General features: G+C 68.7%; 17 protein-coding genes and 2 tRNA genes. 7 read left to right on the forward strand and 12 right to left on the reverse strand.

Going from position 1 to position 19003, the window contains the following annotated elements:
• Positions 1 to 11: 11 nt before the first annotated feature.
• The 3 genes from VF647_10355 to VF647_10365 are packed head-to-tail and all read right to left on the reverse strand — an operon-like array spanning position 12 to position 3171.
• Positions 12 to 806 carry a glycosyltransferase family 2 protein gene (locus tag VF647_10355; protein HEX8452490.1) on the reverse strand — a complete coding sequence of 265 codons (795 nt, stop codon included), beginning with the start codon at positions 804 to 806 and terminating at the stop codon, positions 12 to 14.
• Positions 803 to 1543, reverse strand: a complete 741-nt coding sequence (locus VF647_10360) for a class I SAM-dependent methyltransferase (GenBank protein HEX8452491.1) — start codon at positions 1541 to 1543, stop codon at positions 803 to 805. The genes VF647_10355 and VF647_10360 overlap by 4 nt, the downstream gene beginning before the upstream one ends.
• Positions 1540 to 3171: a glycosyltransferase family 39 protein gene (locus tag VF647_10365; protein ID HEX8452492.1), complete on the reverse strand. Its 1632-nt coding sequence runs from the start codon at positions 3169 to 3171 to the stop codon at positions 1540 to 1542. The genes VF647_10360 and VF647_10365 overlap by 4 nt, the downstream gene beginning before the upstream one ends.
• A gap of 562 nt (positions 3172 to 3733) precedes the next feature.
• Here VF647_10365 and VF647_10370 point away from each other — a divergent pair.
• The 5 genes from VF647_10370 to VF647_10390 all read left to right on the forward strand — a co-directional run bounded on the left by VF647_10370 (position 3734) and on the right by VF647_10390 (position 6992).
• A tRNA-Arg gene (locus VF647_10370) sits at positions 3734 to 3808 on the forward strand.
• Between the two features lie 7 nt (positions 3809 to 3815).
• Positions 3816 to 3889: transfer RNA gene (locus tag VF647_10375), tRNA-Asp, on the forward strand.
• 394 nt (positions 3890 to 4283) lie between these two features.
• Positions 4284 to 4892 carry an HNH endonuclease gene (locus tag VF647_10380; GenBank protein ID HEX8452493.1) on the forward strand — a complete coding sequence of 203 codons (609 nt, stop codon included), beginning with the start codon at positions 4284 to 4286 and terminating at the stop codon, positions 4890 to 4892.
• Positions 4893 to 4955: 63 nt separating this feature from the next.
• Positions 4956 to 5594: an RluA family pseudouridine synthase gene (locus VF647_10385; protein ID HEX8452494.1), complete on the forward strand. Its 639-nt coding sequence runs from the start codon at positions 4956 to 4958 to the stop codon at positions 5592 to 5594.
• A 75-nt stretch (positions 5595 to 5669) separates the two neighbouring features.
• Positions 5670 to 6992, forward strand: a complete 1323-nt coding sequence (locus VF647_10390) for a hypothetical protein (GenBank protein HEX8452495.1) — start codon at positions 5670 to 5672, stop codon at positions 6990 to 6992.
• A 7-nt stretch (positions 6993 to 6999) separates the two neighbouring features.
• Here the strand turns inward: VF647_10390 and VF647_10395 are convergent, their stop codons facing one another.
• The 3 genes from VF647_10395 to VF647_10405 all read right to left on the reverse strand — a co-directional run bounded on the left by VF647_10395 (position 7000) and on the right by VF647_10405 (position 10357).
• Positions 7000 to 8271 (reverse strand): hypothetical protein, encoded by a 1272-nt coding sequence (locus VF647_10395; protein HEX8452496.1) that lies wholly within the window; start codon positions 8269 to 8271, stop codon positions 7000 to 7002.
• Between the two features lie 641 nt (positions 8272 to 8912).
• Positions 8913 to 9164 (reverse strand): hypothetical protein, encoded by a 252-nt coding sequence (locus VF647_10400; GenBank protein ID HEX8452497.1) that lies wholly within the window; start codon positions 9162 to 9164, stop codon positions 8913 to 8915.
• A gap of 182 nt (positions 9165 to 9346) precedes the next feature.
• Positions 9347 to 10357, reverse strand: coding sequence for a GAF domain-containing protein (locus tag VF647_10405; protein ID HEX8452498.1), 1011 nt, complete (start codon positions 10355 to 10357; stop codon positions 9347 to 9349).
• 1012 nt (positions 10358 to 11369) lie between these two features.
• Between VF647_10405 and VF647_10410 the strand changes: the two genes are divergently transcribed.
• Both VF647_10410 and VF647_10415 read left to right on the forward strand, forming a co-directional pair.
• Positions 11370 to 12083 (forward strand): hypothetical protein, encoded by a 714-nt coding sequence (locus tag VF647_10410; GenBank protein HEX8452499.1) that lies wholly within the window; start codon positions 11370 to 11372, stop codon positions 12081 to 12083.
• 110 nt (positions 12084 to 12193) lie between these two features.
• Positions 12194 to 13837 (forward strand): hypothetical protein, encoded by a 1644-nt coding sequence (locus tag VF647_10415; protein HEX8452500.1) that lies wholly within the window; start codon positions 12194 to 12196, stop codon positions 13835 to 13837.
• A 154-nt stretch (positions 13838 to 13991) separates the two neighbouring features.
• On the opposite strand, the gene VF647_10420 is transcribed toward VF647_10415, so the two are convergent.
• The 6 genes from VF647_10420 to VF647_10445 all read right to left on the reverse strand — a co-directional run bounded on the left by VF647_10420 (position 13992) and on the right by VF647_10445 (position 18958).
• Positions 13992 to 14330: a hypothetical protein gene (locus tag VF647_10420; protein HEX8452501.1), complete on the reverse strand. Its 339-nt coding sequence runs from the start codon at positions 14328 to 14330 to the stop codon at positions 13992 to 13994.
• 57 nt (positions 14331 to 14387) lie between these two features.
• Complete coding sequence (locus VF647_10425) at positions 14388 to 15812, reverse strand: C1 family peptidase (GenBank protein HEX8452502.1); 1425 nt, start codon at positions 15810 to 15812, stop codon at positions 14388 to 14390.
• A gap of 317 nt (positions 15813 to 16129) precedes the next feature.
• Complete coding sequence (locus VF647_10430; GenBank protein HEX8452503.1) at positions 16130 to 17392, reverse strand: PQQ-dependent sugar dehydrogenase; 1263 nt, start codon at positions 17390 to 17392, stop codon at positions 16130 to 16132.
• 82 nt (positions 17393 to 17474) lie between these two features.
• On the reverse strand, positions 17475 to 18047 hold the full coding sequence (locus VF647_10435; protein ID HEX8452504.1) for a GNAT family N-acetyltransferase: 573 nt from the start codon (positions 18045 to 18047) through the stop codon (positions 17475 to 17477).
• Positions 18048 to 18077: 30 nt separating this feature from the next.
• Positions 18078 to 18530, reverse strand: coding sequence for a DUF488 domain-containing protein (locus VF647_10440; GenBank protein HEX8452505.1), 453 nt, complete (start codon positions 18528 to 18530; stop codon positions 18078 to 18080).
• A complete protein-coding gene (locus tag VF647_10445) occupies positions 18527 to 18958 on the reverse strand; it encodes a DUF433 domain-containing protein (protein HEX8452506.1) in 432 nt (143 codons plus the stop codon). Before VF647_10445 ends, VF647_10440 begins: the two co-directional genes overlap by 4 nt.
• Positions 18959 to 19003 lie beyond the last annotated feature (45 nt).

Below are 19003 nucleotides of genomic sequence, written 5' to 3' on the forward strand. Positions count from 1 at the left end.
TCTCGCCACCTCTACGGGGTACCCCTGTCACGCCCGGACACCCCGGCTTGCGCGCGGGGGTGGGCAAGGCGATGCGCCGGCCCTCCCGGCGAGGCGTACACAGGCGTCCCCGCACGCGAGAGGTTGAAGCGCAGGATGTGCCAGACCGCGGCGACTCCGTCTTTCCAATCGATCTTCTTCCCCTCCGAGTAGGTGCGCCCGGCGTAGCTGATGGGCACCTCGTAGATGCGCGCCCGCGACTGCGCGAGGCGCGCCGTCAGCTCCACCTCGATTCCGAAGCGGGTGGAGCGGAGCGGGAGGCTCCGCAGCAGGTCCGTGCGCGCCATCTTGTAGCACGTCTCCACGTCGGTGAGGTTCAGGTCCGTGAGCATGTTGGAGAGGAGCGTCACGAGCCCGTTCCCAACGCGGTGCCAGAAGTAGAGCACCCGGCGCGGGCTCCCCAGGAAGCGGCTCCCGAACACCGCGTCGGCGCGTCCGTCCGCGATGGGCTCCAGGAGGCGCGGGAGCTCGAAGGGGTCGTACTCCAGGTCCGCGTCGTGGATGACCACCACGTCGCCTCGCGCCCGCTCGAAGCCCGACCGCACGGCCGCGCCCTTGCCGCGGTTGCGCGGGTGCGTGACGAGGATGTCGATCACCCCATCGCGCTGCAGCTCCGCCAGGATCTCCTGCGAGCCGTCCGTGGATGCGTCGTCCACGCAGATCACCTCCATGTGGAGCGGCACGGCGCGGAGGCGCTCCAGCGATGCGCGCACCGCGCCCGCCTCGTTGTACACGGGGACGACGACGGAGAGGAGGATCTCGCTCACGGCTCCTCCCTGCGCGTCGCCACCAGGAGCAGGCTCTGCCCCAGCGGCGGATGCCAGCGGCTTTCCACCGCGCGGATCAGCGGGATTGCCCATCGGTCGTACAGGCGTGCGTCGCGGGGGGTGACGGTGCGCTTGCGCAGGAGAACGCCGCTGGCCCACCACGCCAGCACACCGGGTAGATTGACGTAGTGCAGCTCGTCCACGCCGAACCCCGCTTCGGTCACCTTCTGGCGGAGCGTGGAGCGCGTGTAGCGGCGGAAGTGCTCGAACGCCGCGTCCAGCGTGCCGTAGATGGCGGGGAGCGCGGGGACGAAAAGGAGGAGCCGCCCGCCCGGCGCCAGCACGCGGCGCGCGGCGCGAAGGAAGGCGCCGTCGTTCTCCACGTGTTCCAGCACGTTGACGGCCACCACGCTGCTGGCGCCGCTCTCGGGCGCATCCGCGTCCAGGTAGCCGTGCCGCACGCGCACGCGCGCCTCCCCCGCCATCCGCTCGCGCAGCACGCCGAAGTTGTTCTCCGCCGGCTCCACCAGCGTGAGGCGGGCGTGCGGGGCCGCGCGCAGCAGGTGCTGGGAAAAGGTGCCGATCCCCGCGCCCACCTCCACGGCGTGGCTTCCCAGGTGGGGCGCGAAGCGGGACGCGATCCACCGGTAGTAGTTCTTTGCCTCCGCCATGGAGTCCAGCTCGGCGCTCGCGTAGCGGAAGCCGGTCGATGCGTCGTTCGGCGCCGTGTCGCTCATCGCTCGGGGAGGATGCCGCAGGGGCGGAATGCGTTGGGCGGCGCATCGGCGGCGCGGGGCGGCCCGCCGGGCACGATGCGGGCGAGCGCCGCGTTCTCGCGCGACACCGCGCCCACGACGCAGAAGTCGTCGCGGTGCTCCAGCAGGACCGGATGCAGGTAAAAGGGCGCGAGGTCCTCGATCTGGTCGACCACCACGTACGACGCGTTCACCTCACGCGCGGCGCGGAAAAAGGTGTCGGGCGGTGCCACGGCCAGCGGGTACACGCGCCCCGGGTAGCCTGAGATGGCGTAGAACAGAGTCGGCTTGCGGTTGATGACGGCCGAGCCCGCCGGCAGCCTCCCGCGCAGGTCGCGGGCGAGGATGAAGAAGTCGCGCCACGGCTGCTTGATGCACGCGTACGTTCGCCCCGCCACCGCCGCCGCCCGGCACGATGCCCCGATCTGCACCTCATCGACGAGCGAAGGGAGCATCGCCGCGCCCATCGCGGCCGCCGCGAGGGCGGCGGGCCAGCGCGCCGTGCTCCATCGCGCCGCGAGGTCACGAACCGCCTCGCCGGCGTAGCGCAGCGCCAGCGGCAGAAAGGGGATCAGGAAGCGGTCGCCTGCCCAGGTGGGCGGCCACAGGAGCAGGAGGCCGACGTACATCGGCACCCACAGCTCGGCCACTCCCGGACGCCGCGCCGCCCGCGCCCACCCCGCGATGGCGAGCGCCGTCACGACGCATCCGAACAGGAATCCCGCGCCGGGTGTGCCCAGGAGGACGACGCCCTCGAGGGTACCGAGGTACCGCCCGCCGTTGTCCGGGATGCGCTGGAGCAGGTCCAGCGGCCCGACGGTGCCGAGCGCGGGCTGGTACGGATTCACGTACCGGAACGCTCCCAGGTAGCCGGGCGAACCCAGCCGCGCGCCGCGCACCCCCCACAGGATGATGGCGGGACCTAGGGTGGCCGCGAGTGCCGCGAGCGCCTTCCACCGCCGCGTCGCCGCCAGCCACACGGCCGCGGCGACCAGCAGCGGCAGACCGGCGGAGCGGGTGAAGTGCGCCAGCCCCGCCCCCACGATCGCCACCGCCACCCACCCCGCTTCGCCCGTCCGCCTCCCCTCGGGCGCGACGGCCGGGCGGGAGTCCAGGTGCGAAAACCCCCACAGCGCGAGCATGGTGAACGCCCAGAACGGCACGTCCGACAGCTCGTAGTGCGCGTTGAGGATCACCCCCGGGCAGAGCGCCAGCAGCACCCCGGACGCGAGCGCCACGCCGGGCGTGCTGGTGCGCCGCACCCAAAGGTACGAGAGCGCGACCGCGGCGGCCGCGAACAGCGCCACGATCAGCTTGAACCCGGCCCACGAGCTCACCCCCATCATCATCCCCGCGGCGAGGATGGCGGGGAAGACCGGAGGATACTGCGCGTGCGGCCGGCGCGCGGGGTCCCACAGCTCCAGGTATCCACGGCCTTCGGCCAGCGAGCGCGCCAGGGCGTAGTATGCGCCGTTGTCGCCCCCGGTGTACGGCGTGGGCTCGAGCGCGAGCAGCACCAGCGCCAGGTTGAGCGCCGCCAGCCCGAGCGCAATCTGCCACGCGCGAGGCTTCCGCCTCGTCTTTTGGGGCGCGGGCGGCGTGTCGGGCACGGCGGTGCTGGTTTGCGGCGGACGCGCGGTGCGGCGTCGGGGCATAGACGTGGAAGACTTCTGCGGGGGGAGGGCCGGAAGCCGAAAAGGTAACGACGCGGGGGAGCGCTGGACAGACGCCCATCGCCGCCGCATCTTGACAGCTTCGCGGACTCCGGCTAAACTCGTCGCTCGGGAGTCGCGTCCCTCTGGCAGCCCCTCACCGGGCCGCCCGGTCCTCCAGCAAGGAGGCCGTGGATGCGATTCCCGTTTTGCGTTGTACCCTTTGCCGATCACACGAACGAGCCGGAAGACCGACCCATGACCGCGAGCTTCGCCCCCACGACGCACTCAGCCGCGCAGATCCGTCTGCGCAGCCTGGCCGCGCCGTGCGATGCGGCGATGAAGCTGGGGCTCGGCCATGCGCGAGATTCGCGACGGGGTTGGGATTACGGTTATACGTTCGGGAGGTGGCCGGAGTAGGGCGTTCGTCGCCCTGCCACGGCCAGTGCGGCGCCAGACCAGGCGCCCCGCCTTCCCGAACGCGATGGGAAGGCGGGGCGCTTTTTCTTTGTGACGACACGCGCTCGTAGCTCAGCTGGAACAGAGCACCGGATTACGAATCCGGGGGTCGGGAGTTCGAATCTCTCCGAGCGCACTGATTTGGGGCGTTAGCCAAGTGGTTCAAGGCGCCGGCCTGTCTCGCCGGAGATCGTGGGTTCGAATCCCACACGCCTCGTTGAACAGAAGTGCGTGAGTGCGTGAGTGCGCTGGTGCGCCATGCCCGTCCGCGCGAGCGCCCGGGGATGAATGAATCCCCCCGGCTAGAACGACGGGAAGTCGGCACTTTTGTCATCCTGAGCGACGCGCCACTCCGGCCTCGCCCGTTCACCAATCTATGGCGCGGAGCGAAGGATCTACTGCGCGTGGCGAGAGACCCGTAAGGAACCGCAGGCCTCCTGCTTCGCCGGCTAGATCCTTCGGTCGCCGCAAGAGTCTGGCGTCACGCCGCGGTCGGTGGGGCGGCTCCCTCAGGATGACAAATGGGGGGGAACACCCGGTGGTTCAGCACTTAGCACTTAGGACTTAGCACTTTCACGCACTAACGCACTAACGCACTCCCCCACCGACCCATGCCCACCCCCACCCTCCCCCCGCCCTCCCCCCGCCGCGGATGCCTTGCGCTGAACGCGTCGTTCGAGCCGCTGGCGGTGATCCCGGCGGCGCGGGCGGTGCGGCTGGTGCTGGAGAGGCGCGCCGAGCTCGTGGAGGCCGACCCCGCGCGCCCGCTGCGCTCCGCCGGAACCGAGCTCCCGTTCCCGGCCGTGATCCGCCTCGCGCGGTACGTGCACGTGCCGCGGAAGCTGCGCCGCGGCGTGTCGAACCTCCTGCTCCTGGCGCGCGACGGCTACCGGTGCAGCTACTGCGGACGGCACCGGTCCGAGCTGCGCAGCCGCGAGTTCCTGACGCGCGACCACATCGTTCCGCAGCAGTGGTTCAAGGAGCACGGGGGCGATCCGAACACGTGGACCAACGTCGCCACCGCGTGCAGCACGTGCAACGGGCGCAAGGGAAACCAGTCGCTGGCGCAGTTCACCCGCGCGACCGGGCTCCGGCTGCGGATCACGCCCGCCGAGCCGCACTTCGTCCACCTGGAGTGGGCGGTGCGCGCGCTCACCCCGCTGCAGCGCAAGTACGTCACCGAGTTCTTTGGCGCAGCCGCGGCCGATGCGCTCGGGTGACAGCGGGGCTCGGATCATGAAAGGGAGGCACGGAGATGGTTTCCGTGCCTCCCTTTGAGTTCGATGGATCAGGAACCGCTCGTTCTGCACCGCACCGATTCCCTCTGGGTCGTCTCCAAGCCCGCTGGAATGCTGGTGCACCCCGTCACGCCCGAGGGCGGCGGGACGCTGGCGGAGTGGATCGCGGAGTGCGAGCCCGGGCCGGTTCACCTCGTCGGCCGCCTGGATCGCGACACCTCGGGGCTCGTGCTGGTCGCGCGCAGGCCGGAGGTGCACCGGTACTTCGCACGGCACCCGCCCGAGCGCCGCTATCTCGCGCTCGTCCGCGGCCATCCCCCGGACGCGGGCATCGTCGACGCGCCCATCGGACGCGATCGTGACGACCCACCGCTGCGCGCCGTGCGGCCGGAGGGTCAGCCTGCGCGCACCCGCTTCCGCACCCTGCACCGGCTGCGGGACGCCGCGCTGGTCGAGCTGGTGCTCGATACCGGGCGCACCCACCAGATCCGCGTGCACATGATGCACCTCGGCCACCCCGTCCTCGGCGACCGCTGGTATGGACGCGCCGGCCTGGAGCTGATCGGCCGCCAAGCGCTGCACGCCGCGCGGCTCGCCTTCACCGATCCGGACACCGGCGCGCCCATCACCGTCGAGTGTCCGCTCCCGCCCGACATGGCCGTGCTCCTCGAATCTCTCGCCTGACCCAGCAGGCGATCGCGATGGCGCGGCGGGTCCGGGGCCGGTAGTATCCGGCATCGCCCCAGCCATCAAATGAAAATGAACCGTTCACTCGACCCCGCCGAGCTGGAATCCGCCGCGGCCCGGCTGCGCCCCGCGAACCTGGCCTTCGCCGCACGCTACACCGGCGAGACGGCGCAGCGGCAGCCGGTGCACACGGTCTACCAGGGCGCCCAGCACTTCCGCCACGATGCAGCCGCCGAGCACGGCCGCACCGCGCTCGAAGCGCTGCGCGAGTACGCGCCCAACGCGCACGATTTCGCCCACGCCCTCGGCATCGCCGCGGACCAGGCGCTCTACGCGCGGGTGATCGAGAAGCTGGAGCGCGAGCCGGTGGAGGACTTCCGCGTGGACTTCGAGGACGGCTACGGCTACCCGCCCGACGACGAGGAGGACGCCACCGCCCTCGCCGTCGCCGACGAGATGGCGCGCGGGATGGAGGCCGGGACGCTCCCCGCGTACATCGGCCTGCGGCTGAAGGCGCTCAACGAGGAGCTTCGCCCGCGCAGCATCCGCACGCTGCACGTCTTCCTCACGCGCCTGCTGGAGCGCACGGGCGGACGGCTGCCGACGGGCTTCATCCTCACCGTCCCCAAAGTCACCATCCCGGAGCAGGCGGCCTTTTTCGCCGACGTGCTGCAGATGCTGGAGGCGCGGCTGGGCCTTGAGGACGGCGCGCTCCGCTTCGAGCTGATGGTGGAGGTCCCGCAGGCCGTGCTCGGCGCGGACGGGCGCACGCCGCTCCCCGCCTTCCTGGATGCCGCGCGCGGGCGCCTGACCGCGGCGCACTTCGGCACCTACGACTACACCTCGGGGCTCGGCATCACCGCCGCGCACCAGCAGATGCGCCACCGGGCCTGCGACTTCGCGCGCCACGTCATGCAGGTGGCGTTCGCGGGCACAGGGATCTGGCTGTCGGACGGCTCCACCGCCGTCCTCCCCGTGCTGGTCTACGCCCAACCCACCAGCTTTACCGAGCGCGATGAAAACCGCACGGTTGTCCACCGCGCCTGGCGGATGCACTTCGAGGACGTGCAGCACTCGCTCGTCCACGGCTACTACCAGGGGTGGGACCTGCACCCGGCGCAGCTTCCCACGCGCTTCGCGGCCGTCTTCGCCTTCTTCCTGGCCGGCCGCGATGCCGCCGCCATCCGCCTCCGCGCCTTCCTCGCCAAAGCCGCGCAGGCCGGCGACTCCTTTGACGACCCGCACGCGGGGCAGGCGCTGCTCAACTACTTCCTCCGCGGCATCGCATCAGGAGCGTTCACGGATGAAGAGGTGCGCACGCTCACCGGCCTGACCGAGGACGAGCTGGCGAGCCGGTCGTTTCACCACGTGCTGGAGGTGCGGCAGCCGAGGTAAGCGGCGTCTATTTGGGCTCCCGCACCGGCCGCGGGGTGGGAGAGCAGTGGCCGCGCGCCAGCGACGACAGGCACGGCGTCTCCCCATCGACGGGGCCGGTGCCGCCCTGGCCCCAGCCGTTGGCTCCCCAGCACCAGGCACGCCCCTCGGCATCGGTAGCACACACCGCCTCGTGCACCGCCACCGTGCGGAAGCGGATCTCGCTCGGCACCTGGACAGGGGTGGGGTGAGGGTCCATGTCCGTGCGGCCGGTGCCGAGCTGGCCCCAATTGTTGCGGCCCCAGCACCAGAGCGCGCCTTCCGCGGTCAGCCCGCACGTCACGCGTTCACCCGCGCTCAATGCCGTGAAGCGATGATCCCCTTCCACGGGAGCAGCGGTGGTTCGGGTGCCGGTGGTGCCGTCGCCCAGGTCTCCGAAGCTGCCCGTGCCCCAGCAGTACGCCCGGCCGCTCCTGCCCAGCGCGCACGCGTGCATGGAGCCCACCGACACGTCGCCCACCGGCTCCGGCAGGTTCACGCGTACCGGCCGGCCGCTGCCGCGCCCCGCCTCACCGCCCGACGCGGTGTCGCCCGCCTGGATCCCCCAGCAGTACGTGGCACCGTCCCGTGCCACGCCGCAGGTGAGGTATTCGCCCGCGCTCACCCGCGTGAAGCGCACCGGGCCACCCACCGCCGTCGGCGTGCGGTTGCACGGGTACATGCCGCAGGGGCGCGCGCCCATCCCTCCCTGGCCGTGGTCGTTGATCCCCCAGCAATACGCCACGCCATCCGTCGCCACTCCGCACGTCGTCCCGCTCCATCCAGAGATCGCGGTGAAGCGCAGCGGGGTCTCCATCAGCCGCGGCGTGCCGGACCCCCGCGTCACGTCGGCGGGCGTGCCGAAGCTGCCCAGCCGGTTTTCTCCCCAGCAGAAGACCCGGCCGTCCATGGCGAGCGCGCAGGTGTGGGCGTTCCCCACCGACAGCGCCTTCACCGGCGCCGGCACCGCCACTCGCAGCGGGACGCGGCTGCACGGGCGCGTCTGGTCGTACGCGGTGCACCTCTCCATCTCCCGCTCTCCCACACCCAGCAGGGAAACGCGCGAGTAGCCATCCGAATCCTGCCCCCAGCACGCCACACCGCCCGCCGCGTCGATGCCGCACGTACGGTCGGTGCCTGCGACGATGGTGGCGAACCGCGCCTGCCCCGCGCCCTGTGCCACGGCGGGGGCCGCCGCCAGCGCGGCGAGCAGGGCAGGGATGAAGCGTCGACCACGCGAAGCGGAGTGGTGCAGAGTCATGGTGGCACGGGGGGAGGAATAGGGAACCCGGTCCCGTCCTACAAAGAGCGCACCCTGGGAATCTCAGCGGTAATGGCTGCACACATAGGAGGCAGCAACAGCATCTCGTCTACCAGAACGCGGTGGTTCGTCTCCGGCGGGTCAGGAGTTCGGGTACCCGATTTCCGCTACTAGCCTACTGCTCGGTGGGCTCCCTGGTCTGCGGTCGAGCCCGGCGGGAGTCACTCCTGCCGGTTAACGACTGGGGGCGAGGCATACTGCTTGGGTATCGGAAACTTCGGCCAGTTCAGGACAGAGGTTTCGACGACCTGCGAGAACGTAGGCTTCCCGCCCGCCTATAGCTTCGCGCCTGTGTGGGTATCTGGTGGGCTGCGGTTTGCCTCAATCAGCGTGGGAACGAGCCACGCCTGCGCCATCACCGTATTGGCGAGGCCTACTGCTGGGGTGTAAACGGCGGGAGGCTGGGTGATGGAACAGAGACGAACCGGGCCGCTCCGGTGCGGATGGCGGGGCCATAGCAAGGGCGCCGCAGGTACACCTTGGTTCTTAGCTGTGCTCCACGACGGGAAAGATCCACAATTGCAGAGGCCCGACCGATGATCGGGCCTCTCACCTTTGCAGTCGAGCGGTAGGGGCGCCGGTTAGTACGCTCGCTGTACCAACTCGTATCCCGGCCAGATCTTCTGTGCACCGGTTGGATCATTCCCATACAGCGCATCGAGTTCCGCGTGGAGTTGTTCGCGAGACGCGTTGTCGAACGCCTCGACGTTGAATTCGAACTCCGTTGTTCCGGGGGAGGTTTGCTCAAAGACGAAGATCCGCTCGGGTACTTCCTTGCTCGTGCCGTCGCCGAACTCGGGGGTGTCCAGCTCGGAACTGCCAGTGACGTTCATCGCGACGCTCCGCTATTTAGGGCGTGCTACCCGTGCGACACTCGCGCACGTCACGCACCCCCGTTAGGTAAACCCTTCTGCGTCTCCTTCTAAGTGATTGTGTGTTACCATCTTACTACGTCGGTGGTTCCCTGGTCAAATTCTATTCCACAAGCAGGGAGTCCATTCCAGTTATCGAAGCGTCATCCAGAACCGCTAGCGCCAGTGACTCGCTTTCCGATTACCTCTTTTGCGTAGAAGAGGCCTGCGAGTGACAACGCGAGATTTGCGCACAGGGCGTGGTGATCGTCGGTCAGACGCTCGCCGACGTTCGAAGAGACGCAGATCGCGCCATGTGCGCGGTGCGGGCGGTCATCCGCAGCTGGGATGGGGGCAGCGATCCGGCATCGGAACTGCACCTCATCGCTCGACCGTTTCTGATCATCAAGGTCCGGACGCGGATCTTTGTCATAGTTGATCAGGACCGTTTTGCCTCGTTGCACCGCGTAGCCAACGTGTCCTTCGCCGACCCTCCAAACTCTGCGGTGTTCGATAGCGTCTGGGTGCTTGCTCCGCCCGATCACGTGAAGCTCTTCCCCACGCAGTTCTAAGATGTCGAAGAAGAAGAGTTCGTCGTTGCCCGCGAACCCAAATAGCTCGAACCGCTTGTCGGCTAGGCGCTGTGCAACACGGGCGGCGATACTTTGAAACTCCGCGTGGATCTCTTGGAGGGTTTCGAGATGGGTTTGCTGCGAGGCGGCATTCGGGGCGGCGAGACTAGCGTTCACTTGGCGAACGAACTGGAGAACCTCTTGGCTGGTAGAATGCTGTAGCGCTCCCCACGCCTCCAAGCTGTTTCGATGGTGTCGCAGCTCGCTTACCTGTCCCTGAAGCTGAAGTACTTGCACCGGCGCGTCGAGCAGAGAGAGTTCTCCAAGCTGCTGGAGTTCGCGCTGAATTCCGAACTTGGCCAAATGGGTATAGAGGGCCACAACGAACAGGATAACTGAGAGTGCAACCATCAAGACAGTCTGTGTGGAATTTTTCGATTCCAAAGCCAGCCCGACTAATAGACCTCCAATGCCAAGAGCCATGCTTCCGCCGTACTCATACCAGGGCAGATGTCTTTGCTGCGTGCGTAGCCGGTCCTTTTGATGGTTGTTGAATTCATCGATCTTTTGAACGTCACGAGGGGAAAGAGAAACAGTGCTCATAAGCGGTTTATCCCTGGAGGTGGTCTAGATTGTCGAATCTTGCGCGCTAGTGTGGGATAACTTTTCTCTACGTCGAATGTATGGGTTTAGCACGGGGGATGTGCAAGAAAAAAATCGTCAGAGGCGGGTCGGCGCGCGGAACTGTATGACGGCGCCATCGGACCTGGGGGTATCCGATTCAGAGTGCAGCCAGCCCGCAGTGCACTATACGCGTTAACGACGGATCTGATCTCGGTTTTGCCACGATTTTCCGGACATGTAGGGTCGGTACTCATCATTGGAGCGCCACGGGTGTCTTCGAAGTGACGGTTGGCCAGCTGAGCACAGGTCGAATACGCGCGCACATTCCCCCGCCACGGTGTAGGGCGCCTCTGGGCCGGAAAACCTCACCGATGCGTCCGGCCGCCCCGGTGTCCGCCATCCGCCTACGGCGCCACGATCATCAAAATGCCAGCAAGATTTCAAAACCTAGTGCATCAGAGTTCGATGATCGCACCTCGTCCAGATTCGCAGAACCCGATTATGCCGAGGACAAGTTGATTTGTGTGCCCCCGAGCGGAAACGTGCGGGTTCTCTCCACAAAGCGCCGGTGCCTTCCGAGGCGATGGATCGAAGTATACACGCCCCGAAAAGGCTTGGTAGCTGGTGGCGAAAAGCCGTCCGACCGTTGGCCGATCTGGGCTGACGACCGCGCTTTTGAACACGAACGGCTACACAGAAAGTGCGTTTGCTGACGCGATGAGCGTGCAGCCCGGAGCTGCTGAACGTAAGAAGTCTGGGACGTGCGAAGGCACGTTTGAGTTGCGGCACGCGTGGTGCGCAAATTCGGATGGTTACGCGCCGCGCCTGACGAAGGATTCCAACTCCCGCTGTCTCGACTCCGCGAAAGTTCGGAATCTGTCGCGGGGAGACCTGCGCTCTATCCACACACCGGGAAGCCCATGACGCGAATGCCCTCTCTCCTTCCCTTCGAAGCGCTTCCGCTCGCGTCAGAACTGGGTCGGTAGCCCCAGTGGGTACGCACGGAGACGCCGAGACTCCGCTGGAGGCGCTCGCCCGCGAGGGGAGGACGCGCGCGCAGGCTGCCGCGGCCGAGGAAGCGCGCCGCCAGCGCGAGGAAGAGCGGGCTTCCAGGCGCGAGGTGCTCCGCATCGGGAGGACGTACCTGCTCGATGCGCTGGTGGAGCAGCCGCGCGTGCCGCAGAGGATCACCCTGCTGCGCGTGATAGCGGCGACGGCGGTGTGCTGCGTTCTGTGGATCGGAGGCGACGCGCTGGGGCTGCCGCGCCTGTCGGGCGTGGGCCTGGCGGGGGTGCTCGTGCTGCCGTTCGCGTGGTTCGCCGTGCGCCGGTGGAACGCGGTGCGGCTCCTGCGCGTCGAGCGCGCCTGGCTGCACGACCTCCCGTTCCCGGTGTTCGGCTACTTCGACACCCTCAGCGCCAGTCCCGACGAGGAGTGCACGCTTCGTGTAAAGGTGTGGACACACGGCGAAGGACCCTCGGACGAGGTGATGGAAGGGATCGCGGGCCTGGCGGGCGGCGCCACGTCGGTGACGCGCTCGCGTGGCGGCTGGCGGATACAGAGCGGTGTCCTGCGCAGCCCCGCCTTCGAAGATTCCGGGCCCACGAACGGCGCGCGGCTCGGGTGGATGCGCTCCGTGATCGAGCAGTCGCTCCTCCCGCTGCACCGAGTCCACCCGATCCGGTGCGTGGAGTTCGGGGAGTGAGCCATCCCGGCTCGGGTGAGATTCCAACCAAGTGGAGGATTAGGGCGTCAGAGAGGAACGGCGCGGCAACCCGCATCGCGCCGTCTCCCTCCGCGCTCCCCGATCCCTCGATGACACCCCTTCGCCGCACCGCCTGCATCCTCCTGGCAACTCTGGGCCTCGGCGGAGGGCTGGCCGCCCAGCAGCCCGCCGCAACGGGCAACGGGCTGCACGGGAGTTGGGAGGGGGTGATGAGCTCGCCGACCTCGCCGCAGTTCATCACGCTCACCCTGCGCCCCGAAGGTGCCGAGCCGGGGAGCACGCTAGAGGTTCTGGGGCAGACGCTGAAGGCGAGCGAGGCGCGGGTGGCCGGCGACTCCGTGGTGATGCGCATCGGCGAGGGGCCGCGCGCGGTGCTGATCGACGGAGCGATGCGGGATCGCGAGCTCGTCGGCAGGCTGCGGCAGGGGGCGGACACGCTCGCCTTCACCCTGCGCCGCATCCCCGACTATCCCAGGCCGCGCGACCGCGTGGAGGCGTGGCAGCAGGACATCGACGCGCTGACGACGCGGTTCGTGGAGCTGGACCGCAGCTTCACCGCGGCCGAGCGGGCGCGCTTCATGGAACGGCTCGCCGAGACGCGGGGCCGCCTGGCGGAGCTGAACGACGACGAGGTCGTGGTGCGGCTGGCATCGGCCATCGCGCTTGCGAACAACGCGCACACGCGGCTCTACATCCTGCGCAACGCCACCGAGCTGCGGCGCCTGCCCCTGCGCCTGTGGTGGTTCAGCGACGGCCTGTACGTGGTGCGCACGACGCCGGAGCACCGCCGTCTGCTGGGGTGCCGCATCGACGCGGTGGCGGGGGTGGATGCGAGGGAGGCGAGGGAGCGCGTGGCCCCTCTGTTCGCCGGCAACCGCTCTTGGGGCGACTACATGAGCGTGTACTCGCTCACCAGCCCCGAGGTGCTGCGCGGGCTGGGGATGATCGCGTCGTCCGACTCGGTCGCGTTCGCGGTGTCGCGCTGCGGCGGGGCGGCTCGTGCGGTGGTGAAGCCGCTCTCGCTGGCCCGGCGCGACCGGGCGGTGGAGGCGTGGTGGGACCTGTCGCCCCGCCACCCCGGCATCGACTCGACGTGGGTGCAGGCGCTGTCGGCGAGGGGCGGCGCGCTCCCGCTGTACCTCCGCAACCCCACGCGCAACTACTGGTTCGAGTACCTGCCGGAGAGCGGTGTGCTCTACTTCCAGTACAACCGCGCGCAGGACGCCGCGGACGAGAACACCGCCCGCTTCGGCGAGCGGCTCCTGGCGGCGCTCGGGGAGCATCGTCCGAAGGCCTTCGTAATGGACGTGCGCTTCAACACCGGCGGGAACCTGACGCTCGCCACGGGCCTGATGAAGACGCTGGAGGAGCGGACGCGCGGCACCCCCCGCTTCATCATCACCGGGCGCTCCACGTTTTCCGCGGGGATCTCGCAGGTGGCGTTGTGGCGACAGGCGGGCGACGTGACCATCGTGGGGGAGCCGGTGGGGGACGAGCTGGAGACGTGGGCGGAGGGCGGCAACGTGCGGCTGCCGAACTCCCGCCTCAAGGCTCACTTCGCCAACGGCGCGCACAGCTACTCGCCCGCGCCCTGCCCGGCGAACACGCCCTGCTACGACCTATCCTCGCCACCGCTCACCCCCGACATCCGCGCGATGGCGAGTTGGGCCGACTACCGCGCCGGCCGCGACCCCGCCATGGACGCCATCCTCGCCCGTATCCGCGGCCGCTGATCGGGTCCGTGCAGGTGCGTGCGTAGCTCTCAGCGAGGGCTCCCCAACCTGCCGATGTGGTTGCGCCACGAATGCGAGGCCCGACGAGCACCAAAACGACCGCCGCAGTCGATATCGTCCGCGGCGGCCGGATGTTTCTCGCAAGGGGGCGGGCTCAGCCACCGTAGATTCCGGGATGTCTCGCGCCCATCGGCGGAGTCGCGGCGGGCGCCTGTATCGAGGTCACGTCCGCGCCGAACGTTTCGAGTTGCCGCACCAACTCCTTCGCCGACTGGTAGACCTTGCTCGGATTTACGCCCAGAGATCCCGCCACGGCAGTCGGGAACGAGGTGAGGAACCCGGCGACGGTGACAGCGTCATTTCCGAGCGCATAGGGAGCGAGGGCGTCCGCGAGGGATTTCGAGACCACGACGGAATTGGGAGCCACCCGGATGTCCAGCACCCGGTCCTTCACGTCTGGGTTCTGGTCGACATGTATCTTGAATCTCGACATTCGCAGCTCGCGATCAGGGGTTCCGCCCTTCCGATCCGTCAGCTCGGGCATCGCGCGCTACAGACGCAGGAGTTCCCAGAGGAACTTGTCGACGTAGCTCGCGGAAAGATACCCGTAGCCCGCCGGAACTCTGGGGTGGCCCTCCGGCGCTGACTCCTTCTGGTCGCTCCACCTTAGTGTGCTCCAACTGTTCTTGAACACGAACCAGCCGCCACCAGGCGCGGCCTCGGACGGCATGAACCCGCAGACGCAGACCGCATGCCCCCCACCGACGACCGAAAACTGGGTCGGGTCCAGTACGTGCCCATACCGCAGCGCCTGTGACCAGCCCCAGTTGCTCACCTGAGTCAGCGGATCGAAGAACACGGGAAGCGAGACCGCCACCGCGCCCCGCTCGACTTCCGCCAGCAGCAGGCGCGCCTTCCCGGCCGAACGGGCCGCGACGTCCTGGTAAACCGCCGCCGAGTGAAGCCTCCCTCTTCCGTCCGCCGCCGCCGCCGCCGACGGGTGAACGCCGGCGATCTCCTGCGACTCGTTCCCCGGCAGCGGCACGGGATTGTAGGGCCATTTGCCCTCGTCGCATACACCCTCCCTCTGCAGAGCGTTCCTCGCGCACCGCAGCAGCGTTCCCTCGTCTGAAGGATGCGGGTCGCCCCCGCGGATCTTGGCGCCCCAGTACAGATGCTGCTCGGACAGGTCGTCGTGGCGGAAGTGCTCCTCGCTGCAGGCCACGACCGCGTGGGCCACGCACGTGCCGCGCTGCCCCTGGTCGCGAACCGGGGTCGCCAGGGCGCACTCGACTGTATGAGATGAGGACACCAGGGATTCAGACGCCGTCGGGAGCTCCTCCTGGCGGTACCCGTCTCCCGTGAACGCGTCCTCAGGAGGCGCCGATCCCAGGGAGAACGTAGCGGGCGCCGCGGCATTGGAGGCGATCCCGGCCCGGGCTGCGGCAGAGATCGTGCTCGCCGCCACGTTGCTCATCCTGGGGAGGCTTATCTCCGGGTTCTTGGCGATCGAGGGGAATTGTAGCGTCAGCGCATACATCTCTTCGTAGCTACCGACGCCCGCCGCCTGCAACGTGCGATGCTCGGTACGCTCGACCCGGGTCTTCACCAGGTCGGTGAAGCGAACGGACACCGGTACTTCGGCGCGAATGCGTCGCGGCGGAACCACGGCTCGCTTCCTCACTTCAACCGGCAGCACCGTCTCGACCGCTCGCCGGAAGGATGCCCTCCTCAGCACCTGTCGTCTGTGGGATGCGGCCCCGGCCCGAACGGTCCCCAGGATCGCTCCCGCGATCGCGCTGACGCGCGCCCAGGTGACTGTAGCCTCCGCGGCCGGAACGGGCCGTTCCCGAAGCGACGCGCGGACACTCCGATGCAGCTCGGATTGGGCGCTGTCGGAGAGGCGTACCCTGGATCTGTGTACTTCCCGGATGGTGTCCCGAACGATCCTCTGCTCTGCAAGGGATATCGGCATTTCTCCTCCGTCCCGGTTCTCACACCCCGCTACGACTGGAAGCGGACAGTTAAGACGGTAGTGTAGCCTATTCTCCCCTCGCGATACAAGAACTAAATCGTACTCCACGAGCCACTCTGCACGACGAGCGCGTGGGCATAGACGGAGCGTCCGGCCCCGAACGGCTGTTTTGTAGGGAGGTGCGTCCGCACGCCCGTGCAAGCGCTCGTGGCCTTTGCTGAACGGTCGGACGTGGGTGCGGTGGGCGCTTGGTTCACTAAAATGGAAGCGGCGCGGAGAAGGACGTCGTCTCCGCGCCGCTTCGGTCAAACCGCCGGTTACCTGCGCGGCGCGATCCTCAGCAGCTCGCCGTTCTCGGCGTCGGTGACCAGGTAGAGTGCGCCGTCCGGCCCCTGGCGCACGTCGCGGATGCGCTGCCTGCGGTCGGTGAGGAGGTGCTCCTCGCCCGTCACGCGCCCGTTGGCGAGCGTCAGGCGGACGAGGCGCATCTCCCGCAGCGCGCCCACGAAGAGGCTGCTGCGCCACGCCGGGAACGCGCTCCCCGTGTAGACCTGCGCACCGGACGGGGCGATCACCGGGTCCCAGTAGTAGACGGGCTGTTCGGTGCCCGGGCGCTGCGTGGTCGCGGCGCCGAGCGCGGAGGTGATGGGCGAGCCGTTGTACTCGATGCCGTACGCCACGATGGGCCAGCCGTAGTTCTTCCCCTTCTGCACCCGGTTCAGCTCGTCGCCGCCGCGCGTGCCGTGCTCGATCGTCCAGAAGTTGCCCTGCGCGTCGAAGGCGGACGCCTGGATGTTGCGGTGGCCGGTCGACCAGATCTCCGGGAGCGCACCCGCCCGCCCGATGAACGGGTTTCCCGGCGCCGGCGCGCCGTTCGGGGTGATGCGCAGCGTCTTCCCCAAGTGGCTCCCCAGCTCCTGCGCCTGCGGCCTCGTGTTGCGGTCGGAGCGCTCGCCCATGGTGACGTACAGCATCCCGTCCGGCCCGAAGGCGAGGCGGGAGCCGAAGTGCATGTTGTTCTGGTACGTCGGCCGCGTGTGCAGAATCACCCGCACCTGCTCCAGCCGCGTGCGGTCCGCCGAGAGCACGCCGCGCGCGACGCTGGTGCCGTTGCCGCCCTCCCGCGGCTCCGTGAAGGTCCAGAAGACGGTGCGGTCGGTGGCGAAGCGCGGGCTCAGCGCCACGTCCAGCAGCCCGCCCTGCCCGCGCGGATCCACCTCGGGAAGCCCCGCCAGCGGCGCCCCGATCTGCCCGTTCGCGGAGACGATGCGCATCCGCCCCGGCTTCTCCGTCACGAGAAAGGTCCCTCCGGGAAGCGGCTCGACGGCCCACGGCTTGGTGAGCCCGCGCGCCACCACGGTCACGTTGAAGGCGGCGTTCGACCTCACGCCGCACGCCCGCGTCTGCCCCGCGGAGGCCGGACGCTGGTCGGGCGCGTTCGCGGTGCCCGTGGGGAGCGGCGTGCACGCCTGCGCCTCCGCCGTCTGGACGAGCGAGGCGTCCGCCGCCTTGCCGCCCTCGGGAGCGCAGGCCGCCGCGAATGCGAGAATCGGTATCCCAGCTACGACCATCTTGCGCATGAGTCCAGCCCCGGTAGTGCTTAGAAGATCGGCCATTCGCTGGCCGGTGATGGGCGCCGGGTGCTGCAAGAACGGTGCGGGGTCAGCGCAGTCGCTTGCGCCAGATGAGCTGCACCTCGTGTGGCAGCGACGGGTACACGCCGCGGTTGGCCTCCGCGAGCACGCACCCCTGCTTCGCGTAAAACCGGCAGGCGGGGACGTCGATGTTCTGCGTCTCCACCTTGAGCTCCGCGCACCCTCTCGCTCGCGCCCACGCCTCGGCCGCGCGAAAGAGCGCGGTGCCCACGCCCTGCGCGCGCACGTCGGGCGCGACGCGGATGTCCCAGAGCACGGCCAGGTCGCGCCGTCCCTCCAGCATGTCCACGCCGGGAGTGTCGAACGCGACCGCCGCCCCGCCCACCCGCCGCCCGTCGCGCCACGCCGCGAACAGCACCCACTTCGACAGGTCGAAGTGCTTCGCCCACCCGGCCGGCCCCTCCCCGGGAATCGCGTCGTGATCCTTGACGTACGGCGCCTCGACCGGCCTCTCCGTCATCTCGAACCCCCCGCCCGCCTCCACCACCTCGAACACCGAACGAACCTCGAACGCGATCGGCACCGTCGCGTACTCGCCGAGTGTCGTGACCGGCTCGTCGCGGATTTCCAGGTTCGCCATCGTGATTCGGGGGATGAAGACGAGGACGGGCTATTCGTCTTCCACCCGCAGGTGCGTGACCTCCACCGGCACACGCTCCGCGAGCGCGTCGGCGACGAGGCTGCGGTGGCAGTGGGTGGGGTCGGCTTCCAGGCAGAGCAGGCAGACGCGGCGGCCGGAGGTCACGAGCGTGGCCAGCGTTTCGAGGTCGGCCTGCGCGGCGGGAGTGGCGAGGTGCTCCGCGAAGACGGTGCGCATCTCGTCGTGCCGTCCCGCGCGGGCGGCGGCGCGTCCTTCTGCCGGCGTCCCGAGGCCGCGCAGGTGGAGGTACTCGATGCCGGCGCCCGACAGGTTCGCGGCGAGCGCGGTCTTGGCGAACCCAGGCCTCCGCGAGCTGGCCAGGGCGCGCACGTCCACGACGAGCTCCACCTCCGCATCCCGCAGCGCCGCGAGGAACCGCTTGACCGTCGCGTCTTCGTAGCCGATGGTGGCGACCGGCGTCATGCGTCCGGCGGGGTCTTCGCGGCCTGCGCGCGCAGCATCTCCACGTTGCGCTTGAGCGTCGTCAGCATCTCCGAGTACACCGGGTCCGGGGAGTGGGCGAGCACGTCCGCCACCGCCGCCATCGCGTCCTCATGCGTGTTGATCGCCTTCTGCAGGTTCACCTTGAGGTTGTCCTGTGGCTCCATCGAATGCTCCGCGATGTGGAATGTGGAAGTGGATAGCTTCAGCAGCGCGACCGCCTGCTCTCGCCGGACGCTGGGAAAGTGATCGAGGAACTCTTCGAGCGTGTAGCCGCCTTCAAGGTACTCAACAAGGCTTTGCACTGGCACGCGCGTCCCGACGAACACGGGATCTCCGCTGTGAACGTCGGGATCGCTGTGAACGACGCTGCCGTCCGGCAGTGTCAGTGGGCGGGCATCCTTGTCCATCTTCCCCCCCCGCTGTCGAGTCGCCCGAGATTCCCCTTCTACATC

The sequence above is a fragment of the Longimicrobium sp. genome (genome assembly GCA_036387335.1).
GTDB lineage: Bacteria > Gemmatimonadota > Gemmatimonadetes > Longimicrobiales > Longimicrobiaceae > Longimicrobium.